This is a genomic window from Leptodesmis sp. (assembly GCF_052746595.1).
Window position 1 is genome coordinate 69784 of sequence record NZ_JBRAGO010000005.1, and the last position, 11570, is coordinate 81353.

The 11570-nt window shown below is 51.6% G+C and carries 7 protein-coding genes; 1 reads left to right on the top strand and 6 read right to left on the bottom strand.

Annotation, left to right across the window (positions count from 1 at the left end; translation table 11 throughout):
• Positions 1-90: 90 nt before the first annotated feature.
• The 5 genes from ACUVQO_RS02245 to ACUVQO_RS02265 form a co-directional block, all read right to left on the bottom strand.
• The gene (locus ACUVQO_RS02245) at positions 91-2313 is read right to left on the bottom strand and encodes a PhoX family protein (protein WP_445924265.1); all 2223 of its coding nucleotides are present in this window, start codon (positions 2311-2313) and stop codon (positions 91-93) included.
• Between the two features lie 196 nt (positions 2314-2509).
• A complete protein-coding gene (locus tag ACUVQO_RS02250; protein WP_445924266.1) occupies positions 2510-3226 on the bottom strand; it encodes a DnaJ domain-containing protein in 717 nt (238 codons plus the stop codon).
• A 146-nt stretch (positions 3227-3372) separates the two neighbouring features.
• A complete protein-coding gene (gene cysK / locus ACUVQO_RS02255; protein WP_445924267.1) occupies positions 3373-4335 on the bottom strand; it encodes a cysteine synthase A in 963 nt (320 codons plus the stop codon).
• Positions 4336-4406: 71 nt separating this feature from the next.
• Positions 4407-4844, bottom strand: coding sequence for an Rrf2 family transcriptional regulator (locus tag ACUVQO_RS02260; RefSeq protein WP_445924268.1), 438 nt, complete (start codon positions 4842-4844; stop codon positions 4407-4409).
• Between the two features lie 266 nt (positions 4845-5110).
• The gene (locus ACUVQO_RS02265) at positions 5111-6892 is read right to left on the bottom strand and encodes an iron uptake porin (protein WP_445924269.1); all 1782 of its coding nucleotides are present in this window, start codon (positions 6890-6892) and stop codon (positions 5111-5113) included.
• A gap of 248 nt (positions 6893-7140) precedes the next feature.
• Between ACUVQO_RS02265 and ACUVQO_RS02270 the strand changes: the two genes are divergently transcribed.
• Positions 7141-8220: a tocopherol cyclase family protein gene (locus tag ACUVQO_RS02270; RefSeq protein WP_445924270.1), complete on the top strand. Its 1080-nt coding sequence runs from the start codon at positions 7141-7143 to the stop codon at positions 8218-8220.
• Positions 8221-8377: 157 nt separating this feature from the next.
• On the opposite strand, the gene mutS is transcribed toward ACUVQO_RS02270, so the two are convergent.
• Positions 8378-11278: a DNA mismatch repair protein MutS gene (gene mutS, locus ACUVQO_RS02275; RefSeq protein WP_445924271.1), complete on the bottom strand. Its 2901-nt coding sequence runs from the start codon at positions 11276-11278 to the stop codon at positions 8378-8380.
• Between the last annotated feature and the right edge of the window lie 292 nt (positions 11279-11570).

Here is an 11570-nt window from a genome sequence, read left to right on the forward strand (position 1 = left end):
GTTCCTAACATTCCCAGCAGGAGAATGTTAACAACAATTTTCGAAAACTGACGCAATTTTTGTAGAATTGTGATTCATACACTTGAACAATCACAAAGTTAATGTTTGCTGATTGGTACGGCGAATTGCCACGATCGCAGGTCGAGGCGGATCATTTGGCTGTTTACCCGGCCAGTTAGACCCGATCGGAACCTGGCGGCGTTGCATAAATTCCCGACCATCGGTAGTGCGGATGGCAAACTCGCGATCGCTGAGGGCCATGTTCTGCCGCACCCCGTGCACTTCCCCCGGATGCTGGATTGATAAAAAGAGTGTTTTATGGTCTGGAGTAAAGCAGGGGCCAGTCGTCTCACACTCCATGGGGCCAGTACCAAATAAAAAGACCTGTCCGGCAGCTTTGCCCGATAGCGGCAGATACCAGATGCTGTTATTGCCAAAAATGCCTCTCAGATTGGAGGGGGTAACGGGAACGCCATTAGCTTGTCGGCCTGCCGGAACGGCCTGATTCAGCTTATCAGACGACATATCATTCACCATCCACAGGTTGCCTTTCGCATCAAACGCCAGGTTGTCCGGATTGGCAAATCCCTGTCCGCCACTGGCCGGTTCGCCTCCAGTCGCAATCATCTGCCAGCGAAAGGTGGTGGCCGCAGGATGGTTCTGATCCTCGGTGAGGCGCATGATCCAACCGTATTCATAGGCTGTATTGCCATCTGGCCCTTTAAAGATACGAGCATCCGGACTACCGTCTTCCTTACTGATGCCACCTGATGTAAAGGTAATAAACAGAGAGCCATCGGGGCCAATTTTTGTATCTTCCGGACGAGCCGTGCAGGTCGCGCCAGCCGCATTAGCCGCCAGATGAGCATCAATCAGAATGGCTCCCTGTTTTTCTTGAGGAGTGCCACTGTACAGATCACCCAGCGTTTTAAATCGCTGTTGAAAAGCCTCAATTTGAGCGGGATCATCGGCTTTAAAACTGCCGCCTTCAGGACGTTGGGGCAGGGGCAGCATGGCTCCACTGTGGACGGTGGGAGACTGAGGGGCAACGGGAGTACTGGGAGCGAGGGGAATCCAGCGGCCACTGCCATCGGGCTGTAACTGAGCCACATACAACATCCCATTGGTCAGCAGTCGAGAATTGGCTTTGTCCTTTGGATCACGAACAGGTTCTTGACTGACAAACTTATACAGATGGCCGCCCCGACGATCGCATCCCGAATAAAATGCCAACGGTTTGCCGGCTTCCACGCGAATTCCCACCGCTTCATGGCGATACCGACCCAGCCAGGTGTGCTTGGTGCCATAGTCGTCGGGATTGGCCGGATCGATTTCGACAATCCAGCCATACTTATTGCCCGCCAGCCCAAACACATTGCCCAATCCCATCAGTTCTTCATCGCTGATGCTGAAGGGCCGAGTTTCAGGCCGAAAAGAGGTGCCATCGGGATACACGGCTTCCGGTACCTGCCCCTGAAAGTTTTCTTCAGCACTTAATACCGTTCCCCAGGGGGTTTGGCCTCCGGCGCAGTTTTGCATCGTGCCGATAATTTTGTCGCCCAGGGAATCTATATACCCCTGCCCCTGAGATTTTTGAAAAATGGCTACGGCTGGCCCGGTCGCTTGCAAATATCGTCCGTCTTCTAGCCCGGAGATGCCTGTAATCCGCCGATCGCCCGGTGCAGGAATGTGCTGCCACTGTCCATTCGCATTCTGCTTCAGAGAAAGGATGCCAACTCCCTGATCAATCAATGCTTCTCGACAAATGGTGATGACTTTGGCTTTGAGAGGATCGCCAGCAGGCAGGGCATAGGCATTGAGGCCGATTGTTTCCTGATTGTTGCCTGCCTGAAGAGCAGTTTGTATAGCGGTTTTCACCTCATCCAGTGGCAGAGATTTACCGATCACCTGCTGATAAGTTTGCTGCCAGGGAATGGTGCTAATGTACTCAAAATTCACGGCTAACCTGGCCGTATCCTGTCCGGTTGGAAAAAACGCCAGGTAATCATTGTTGTAGCCAAAGCGGGAGTCGCCGACCGGATCTCCCCAGGCCGCGATGATGTCATAGGTAAACCCGTCTGGTAGGACGAGATCATCGACCACGTTGTAGACGCTGTACTGGGCGATTTGCTGCTCGCTAGTCAATGCGTCTGTGGCCAGAGGAATAGGGCCTTTGATGGGTTGAAACCCTAAAAGTTCCTGCAGGTTAACAGAGGAGACAGTTTGACGGCTGACAAATGGCAGTTTGCCACAGGCGACGGTGCCAGCGGTGGCTCCCAGAAAAACAAGCAGCTCTCTGCGACTGAGAACCATAATCGTGAGGACGTTTTATTAACTCAAAGTTATCCATACTGACTTTAGCCCAAGGGTTTTAAGGGCAGGTAATGAAAACGTTAAAATCTTAAGAAACTCTTAAATTCATGCCAGCTTACAGCGATTTCTAGATGAGTAAGCTACAGCCTTGAGATTGGGGTGTGGAGTGTATCCCGATCCCCCATTCCCAGCAGAATCAGGCGATCGCTTTGACGGCAGCCTGGGCTTCGCGGCGTAATCCTTTGGCAATCCGAAATAGTTCCTGGCCTGTGTGCAGGTAATGCTCGTCGTAGCTACTGGTGAAAAATTCCAACTGTTCGATGCCGTCCCCCACCTGATTCAGGCAGTAGAAGAGGTTAGCGGCGACACCTGCAACATTGGGAGGATTAGGCAGCGATCGAAAAATGCGTTCAGCCTGATAGAGCCAATCCTGGCAATCTTCCAGATAATCCTGAAAGTCCTGCATCAGTTCGTCATCAAAGGGATCGGCGGCCAGATCGTCTACTCGATCGTTGAATGCATCCAGGATTTTGTGTAACAGGCGAAGAACAGGAGTATAGATCTGGTTAATCCATTCCTGGAGTTCTGCATCCGCCTGTTGGCCGGTTTTCTGGGTTCTCCGGTGTCGGGCTTGGGCCGCTGCGGTGCGTTCCTGCCGGGTTGTTTTACCCACCGAGAACCCAGCCGCTTCTAAGTGAGCATGATAGCTGCGCTGCTGGTCATACGCTTGGCGTTGCTGCGGGTCGCCTAACACCTCATAAGCGGCGTTCAGTCGGGCAATTTTGTCGTGATTTGAGGTACTCCGATTGCTATCCGGATGGAAGAGTTTAGCTAGCCGACGATAGGCTTGCTTGATCTCAGTTTGAGTCGCCGTTGGACTCACTTCCAGGGTGTGGTAGTAGTCATTCGCCATTGGGATCTTGGCTGTAATAATTTAGAATCCTTCTGTAGGATGGGTTAGCGCAGCGTCACGCATTATCTTCGATCCTCAGGTACCGATGCGTTGCGGCTGTCGCCTAACACATCCTACAAGATTCGCTATTGTTTAATCCACATTCCTTAGTTCGTTGGCCCTGCTGTCATCAGTTCTGGATCCTGGAATAGGGGAGTGCTGAGGTAACGTTCGCCAAAGCTGGGCTGAATCATGACAATCAGTTTGCCTTCATTCTCTGGCCGTCGTCCCACCTGCAGGGCGGCATATAGGGCCGCACCACTGGAAATCCCGGACAACAATCCTTCTTCCCGAGCTAACCGACGACCGTAGGCGATCGCATCCTCGTCGGACACAGCAATCACTTCATCAATCAGGTTGACATTTAAGACAGGCGGCACAAAGCCAGCCCCAATCCCCTGAATTTTGTGCGGCCCTGGACGACCACCGGACAGCACGGAACTATTGGAGGGTTCAACGGCGATCGCTTTGAAGGTGGGCTTGCGTTGCTTGATTACTTCCGAGACTCCGGTGATCGTGCCACCTGTCCCCACTCCCGCCACCAGCATATCCACCTGCCCATCAGTATCAGCCCAAATTTCTTCAGCCGTTGTTTCGCGATGAATTTTAGGATTAGCCGGATTGCGGAACTGCTGCAGCATGTAAGCATTGGGCAGGGTATCAACAATTTTTTGTGCCCGTTGAATGCAGCCACTCATACCTTCAATGCCGGGAGTCAGTTCTAGTTCTGCTCCATAAGCCCGCAGCATGGCTCGCCGCTCGGCACTCATGGTTTCTGGCATGGTCAAGATTAACCGATACCCTTTGGCGGCAGCGGCCATCGCCAGAGCAATTCCGGTGTTGCCAGAAGTCGGTTCTACCAGCACCGTTTTTTCCGGTGAAATCAACCCTTCCTGTTCGGCGGCGGTAATCATGCTAATGCCAATCCGGTCTTTTACGGATGAGGAGGGATTCATACTCTCCAGTTTGACGACAATTTGGGCAACACACCCTTCTGCTTGGGGAATCCGATTGAGTTGTACCAGCGGGGTATGACCGATGAGATCCGTAATGTTCTGAGCAATTCGCATGATTTACTGTTTAGAGGGTTCGCTGTTTAGAGCAATAGAAGGAGAAGCGAAAAGACACATTGAAGTGAATTCTAAATGTAATACATGATGTCCAATTGACGGCGGGCATCCCGTTTTTCACACAAATCCTGTAGGGTATAGCGCTGTAGAACGGATTGAGCTGCCTGATGAGCTTCATTCCACAGTTCACTAATCACGGCGCTTTCCACGGTTTTTACAGGAGCATCCTGGTCGATCGGCTGAGAATCGGCTCCTTCCAAACAGGTTATGACTTCCAGTAAATTAATCTTCCAGGGTTCTCGCGCCAAGACGTAACCTCCCCGTGCGCCCCGTTGCGATCGCACCAGCCCCCCCCGACGTAATGTGGCCAGCAGTTGCTCCAGGTAGCGATCGGGGATTTGCTGCTGTTGAGAGATCTGGCGGATTTGTAGGGGTTCACCGCTATTAAAATGGGCCGCTAACTCGATTAACGCCAGGATTGCATACTCGTTTTTACAAGAAAGTTCCACGGATCTATCCAAACTGGGTGACATAAGCGCAGATACTTTTTATCATACTACGGTTTACCGCTAGGGTTTTGGATACTTTAAGCGACTAAAAAATTTAAGCGACTAAAAGAAAAGAGATTCCACCTGAGTGGAATCTCTGTGCTTGATGTGAGGAGGAATTCAGGATAGAACCGAGATTCTATCCCTAATCCAAAATTTAAACCTTGCCCAAGCCTAGAACTCTAGTTTTTTTATGAGAAACCGATGATGTTCTAGCGAGACTTGGTTTAGAACGTGAAGGTAGTACGAATCACCCCTACATATTGAGTGTTGTTAGTACTATTACCTTCTGGACTAAAGAGGACAAATACTCCAGGGGTAATGGAAATATTGTCATTAACCCGGTAACGATAGAATGCTTCCAACTGAAGCGGTGCTTCATAGTCTTGAGTTCGCAGGGCATTATTCGCGCCCGACGGACGGAAGCGAGTATTGGTGACTCTGGGGGTTTGCCCAAATAGCAGACCACCCAAATTACCTTTCCCACCTAAGTCAGGGAAGCCCAGAAAGGCAGCCCAGTTCTGAATCTCGGCAAAATCGTTGTTGGACTTGCGGTAGGCCATCGTGTAACCATACCAACCTCCCACCGTGATTGCTGGGGTTACTCGCCACTGTAATTGGATACCGTAGTTCTCTGAACTTAAGGCTCTGCCGAAGTTCGCCACACGACCTACAGTCTGACCAGTGAACGGATTAATCGCAAAACCAGTTCCAGTGCTTCCGGTAACATTCACCTGATTTCCTGGATAGTAGGCATTAACGTAAGTAAAGCCAATATCCAGGGTTTTCATGGGTCGAAGCACCAGTTGACCCAGTGCTGCATAAGCACCATTGAATAACCCATTCTTGATGCTAGGGTCATTGCTATTGGGACCTGCAAAGTAACCACCTTGCAAGGCTCCAAAATCGCCAAGCTTGAGGTCAAAGCTAATCCCAGCTGATCCAGTATTACCCGGGTTATTGGCCCGATAGATTGGGTTGAAGCGACCAAAGCGAGAAATTGCTCCCTGACCGCTGCTTTCAAACGGACTCAGGGTACTGATGATACCGTCATATATTTCAGCGTTGGTAGCATCAATTTGAATCCGCAGATTCTGCCCAACGGGGAAGCGATAGAACGCTTTATCAATAAAGACAGAATTGTTTTCGTTACCGTCGAAGGATAGGCGGGTTTCCTGGGTACCTGTCAGACCTGCGCCACTGAAGGGAGTGACATTGCGGGCCTGTAGTCGCAAGCGCAACAGATCCTTCCCACTGAAACTGCTGTTGAGAGACAGGCGTACCCGATTGGCAAAGATGGTTTCAGTCCGATCTTCAGCAATGGTTCCTGGAATAGGTCTGCCATTACCGCGAACAGTTGCAGAATCACCCCAGGTATCGGCGATCGCAAAGATAGCCTCACCCGCTAGTTTTGTGGTAGTAGAGAATTGTTGTTTCTCCAGGGTTGCCGTGCGAACCTCCAGAGCATCCACTCGTCCCCGCAGCGAGGCTAGTTCTGCCGCAAATTGTTCCTGGAGCTTTTTCACCGTTTCCAGATCTTCTTTGCGAACAAAATCAGCGGTCGCAGCAGCGATTAATTCTTGAATTTTGTCCAGGCAGGCATTCAGACCAGCGGCAAACTCCCAACGAGTGAGGGCACGATTACCCCGGTAGGTCTTGTCAGGATAACCCACAATGCAGCCGTAGCGCTCCACCAGGGACTTCAAAGCCTGGTAAGCCCAATCCGTTGGCTTCACATCGCTGAACTGGGAAACAGAAGTCACCTGATCGAGACTGTTGCCTCTCCCCTCTACACTGTAAGAATTAATCTGGTTCAGAATTTGGCTATTATCTGTGGCAGGGCTAGCAGAAGGGACTGCTTGAGCCACAATGGTTTCATGCTGTTCGGTGGCAGCGGTTGGTTCAGCAACTACACCTTGATTCAAGGTTTCAGCCTGAGCGGCATTAACATATCCTGCACCGATTATTGCAGGCGCTGCCAATACTAAATTCCAAAGTATTTTTGACATGATTTTACTCTCACTCACACCTGACTTAAGAGTTAAGCCTATTCTCAGTATACCCGAAAAAAAATCCACATTGTAAGTGGAACTTGTGAGTTTCCTCAGTTTTGTTACAGGAAGTATACAACAAGCTAGGGAAAGGTCTGGTTAAGGATTGTTCAAGGTTTTTAATCTTGTTCCTAATATTTAGTCTATGGACTTTTTTGCCCAGCAAGCATAGATTCCAAAGGTGCAGTAGATCCAGCAAAATTGACGTGCTTCACTACCTAATAGAGACGCCCCATAGCGGCTATCACTGGCATGGTCAACTGAACCGCTTTTTTGAGGGATGGTACTTCCGAGTGACGCTCACCGACTGTCAGCAGACTTTTGCTTTTATGTACTCCATAGAAGATCCTGCAGGGGAGACACCAACCACTGGTGGCGCGGCTCAACTCCTGGGGCCAGACGATGAGTACCTTTGTCGGACGTTTCCTGATGTGCGATCGTTCTGGGGCTGGCGAGATCGCTTGGGATTGGGTCACTGGCGTACCTGGAAGGATGGATCTTTGCCCCGCTTTCTGGCTCCCCATGACTTTGATCAGCAGGTTCAGGAGGGATATCAGGTGACGACAACCTGGCATCAAGGTGTCCTGCGATTTCCCAATGATGGGGTGATTCGCTGGCAGTACCACACTCAGCCCCTATATAGGTGGGGCAATGTCACAGAGAGGCCGCGATCGACCGCTGGATGGCTCTCGTCCTTGCAGATTTTTGAACCGGGTTGGCAAGTCCTGATGGCTCATGGGTTAGCCAGCGGATGGATTGAGTGGCGAGGACGGCGTTATGACTTTGTGAATGCTCCAGCCTATGCCGAAAAGAACTGGGGTGGGGCGTTTCCGCAGAAATGGTTCTGGTTGAATTGTAATGCCTTTGCTGGGGAGCTTGATCTGGCACTGACAGCAGCGGGGGGCAAGCGTCAGGTGTTGTGGTGGTTTGAGTCTGTTGCCCTGATTGGGATTCATCACTGCGGCCAGTTTTATGAGTTTGCCCCCTGGAATGCGACAGTGGGCTGGGAAGTGGAACCCTGGGGTTACTGGCACGTCTGGGCAGAAAATGAAAAATACACAGTGACTGTGTGGGGAATTGTAGAAAGTCCGCCAGTCGAGGTGCGGGTTCCCTCGCAGAACGGCCTGCAATTTCGTTGCCGGGATACGACTCATGGTCGGTTGCGGTTGGAATTGAGAGATCGTTGGACGGGCCGCATGATTCTGCAAGCCAACAGTAATGTGGCAGGACTAGAAACAGGGGGCGAACCCTGGGACGGAACGTGGCGATCGCCGTTACCACAGTAGAGACGTTCCGCCGGAACGTCTCTACCCAACCAAAACAACGATTTGGAATACCACCAGACAGAGCGTGGTCCTAAATCAGTCGTGAGAGAAGTAGTAGTTGTGAGAGGCTTTTCCGGCAGAAAATCTCTCACAATCCAGATAGGATTGCCAGATCACCTTAAGCACCAAAAATGGTCAACTGTTCTGAGGGTGGATCTGAGGATTCCAGATAACCGTTGCTATGCTTCTCCTGAGCAGTTTTTGCAGTCGCATTGCTTTGCCGCAGTCCGATCGCAATCTTGCTGTGTTTTTCAATCTGTCCCATGACCTGTTTGGCTCGCTGGATCACTGCAGCAGGTAAGCCCGCTAACCGTCCAGCCTCAATGCCGTAGGAGCGATCGGCCCCACCGGGTTGTACCTGATGCAGGAAGACAATTTGATCCGGCAATTCCTTCACCGTTACCTGATAGTTAGCGACGTTGGGCAGGATCGAGGCCAGCTCATTCAATTCATGGTAATGGGTGGCAAAGATGGTGCGGGCGCGAATCTCAGTCGCGAGATATTCAGCCACGGCCCAGGCGATCGACAGACCATCAAAGGTGGCCGTTCCTCGACCGATTTCATCCAGCAATACCAGCGATCGGGGAGTGGCATGGTTGAGAATATTAGCCGTTTCATTCATCTCCACCATAAAGGTGGACTGTCCCGTCGCCAGATCATCCACGGCCCCCACGCGGGTAAAAATGCGATCGCAAATCCCCAGGGTTGCCGCCTGCGCTGGAACATAGCTCCCCACCTGCGCCATCAGTTGAATCAGCCCCACCTGTCGCAGGTAACAGCTTTTGCCACTGGCATTAGGGCCGGTCAGGATGATCAGATCGGGGGAGTTTATTCTCTGTCCTCCGTCCTTTATCTTTTGTCCTTGGTCGATTGGGGATTGGGGATTGGAGATTGGGGATTTTAGAGGTGGTTCTGCTTCCCCACCTTCCCTATCTTCCATTACCTCCTCTCCTGCTGCCTGTTGCCTGCTGCCTGTTGCCTGCTGCCCTCCCAACCCCGTTGAATTAGGGACAAAAAATCCGCTGGGCAAGGATTGTTCGACGACGGGATGGCGACCATTGATGATTTCGATACGCCGATCGGAGGTCATGCGAGGACGGCAGTAGCCTTGCAGGGCGGCAACCTCGGCCAGACCACAGAGGACATCAGCAGCAGCGACGGCTCTGGCGACGGTGCGGATTTGTTCTACCTGGGCACCGACTTGCGATCGCAGGTTAGCAAAAATCTCGTACTCCAGCCGATTCAACTCATCACGGGCAGAGAGAATGCGGTTTTCTCGCTCCTTCAGTTCGGTGGTAATGTATCGCTCTTCATTGGTCAGGGTTTGTTTGCGTTGATAGTCTTTGGGGGCCTGCTCTGCTTTGGCGCGGGAGATGCTGATGTAATAGCCAAAGGTTTTGTTGTAATTGACTTTTAGGGTCTGAATGCCGGTGCGTTCCCGCTCGATCGCCTCTAGATCCCGAATCCATTTCTGATCCGCTTCTACCTGCTGCCGTAATTCATCCAGCGTTGGATTCACACCATCCCGAATCAGGTTGCCTTCCGAAAGGGTCAGCGGCGGATTTTCGACTAAGTGCGATCGTAATAGCGATCCCATTGCCTCTAATTCCGAGGGCGTGGATTGTAAAGCAATCAGGTAAGGGGATTGAGCTTTTGCCACGACCGTCGCTAAGTCAGGCAGGCGGGCAAAGGAATCGGCCAGAGCGACAAGATCACGGGCATTGGCAGTCCCAGAACCAGCCCGTCCCGCTAGCCGTTCCAGGTCATAAATTTGCTTCAGTAGCCGCTGCACGTTTTGCCGCAAAAAGCTGTTGCACACCAATTCCTCCAGGGAATCCTGACGCGCCTGAATATCAGCCAGGTTGAGTAACGGTTGCAGTAGCCAGCGACGCAGCATCCGACTGCCCATGCCGGTGCTGGTGCGATCGAGTGCCCACAGCAGCGACCCATGAAACGTCCCATCGCGTGCCGTTTGCGTAATTTCCAGATTGCGGCGGGTCTGATAATCGATCGTCAGGTATTCGCTCAGGGTATAGGTGCAAAGAGGTTGGAGCGGTACTTTTTGTAAGGAGGCGCGAGATAATTTTGGATTTTGGATTTTGGATTTTGGATTTTGAGGTTCTACTTCTGGCTCTAAAGTGCCGCGTTCTGATGTAGTTTCCAGATATTCCAGTAAGCCTCCTGCTGCTCGTACTGCCAGGGGAAGATGATCACAGCCCATGCCTTCTAGCGATCGTACTTTGAACCGTTGCAGCAGACGATAGCGAGCTTCGGAGAGGATAAAGGGAGCCTGGGGTCGCAGGGTATAGCAGAACTGGGAGGGCAAACAGTCAGGCAATTGATCGGACTTTTCGCCAGGACGCAAAAGACTGACCAGATCTGGGGCATTGGTGGGCACCAGAACTTCCGCAGGCTGCAACCGCATCAGTTCCTGGGTCAAGTGTTCCAGGTTTTCTGCCTGAGTGGTTAAGAATTCACCTGTGGAGACATCTGCATAGGCCAATCCCCACTGCTGTCCGGCAATCACCACCGCCACTAGGAAGTTGTTGCAGCGGGCGTTCAACATCCCTTCTTCCAGTACCGTGCCAGGAGTGATAATTCGGGTAACTTGCCGTTGCACCAGTCGGCCCTGCACATCGGCGGCATCTTCAGTCTGGTCACAGACAGCAACCGCATACCCCCGCTCAACCAATAGGGCACAGTAGCGATCAAGGGCATGGTGCGGAATTCCGGCCAGGGGCACCTGACCCACTGCTTCTCCCGCATGTTTTGCCGTCAGGACGATTTCCAGTTCACGGGCGACGGCGATCGCGTCTTGAAAGAAGGTTTCAAAAAAATCACCAATCCGGTATAGCAATAAGGCGTTGGGATACTGATCCTTCAGTTCCACATAATGCCGCATCATTGGCGTGAGATCGTCCCGGTTCACTTCCCGGTGATGGGCATACTGCACTTTATATTTAATCAGCCGTTCGGGTAAGCCACTGGTCAGGTCAGAAGTTGGGGCAGGATCGGTCATGGAATTGTCTTGAATGCACCAGCCTTAATGACTCTAGCGCAAGCGATAGGAGATTTTGGATTTTAAACCGCGTCCAAGTCCAGAACGGTAGTTTTTTGTAGAGAAAAACTCAAGTTTTCTAGCTGGACTTGGTTTAGATTTGGGATTTTGGATTGGGGAGGGATGGGTATTGGATAGTGGATAGTGGATAGTGGGCAGTAAAGCGGTTTAGCTGCCAGGGGTTGCTCCAGAGACAAAGGCAGTGACATCCTCCCGACACCAATGCTACGCATACGGTGCGGGCTTCCCAAGA

What these genes read in the sequence shown, in the direction of transcription:
- ACUVQO_RS02245 (WP_445924265.1), bottom strand. Translation starts at nt 2,313, where the DNA reads ATGGTTCTCAGTCGCAGAGAGCTGCTTGTTTTTCTGGGAGCCACCGCT.
- ACUVQO_RS02250 (WP_445924266.1), bottom strand. Translation starts at nt 3,226, where the DNA reads ATGGCGAATGACTACTACCACACCCTGGAAGTGAGTCCAACGGCGACT.
- cysK (WP_445924267.1), bottom strand. Translation starts at nt 4,335, where the DNA reads ATGCGAATTGCTCAGAACATTACGGATCTCATCGGTCATACCCCGCTG.
- ACUVQO_RS02265 (WP_445924269.1), bottom strand. Translation starts at nt 6,892, where the DNA reads ATGTCAAAAATACTTTGGAATTTAGTATTGGCAGCGCCTGCAATAATC.
- mutS (WP_445924271.1), bottom strand. Translation starts at nt 11,278, where the DNA reads ATGACCGATCCTGCCCCAACTTCTGACCTGACCAGTGGCTTACCCGAA.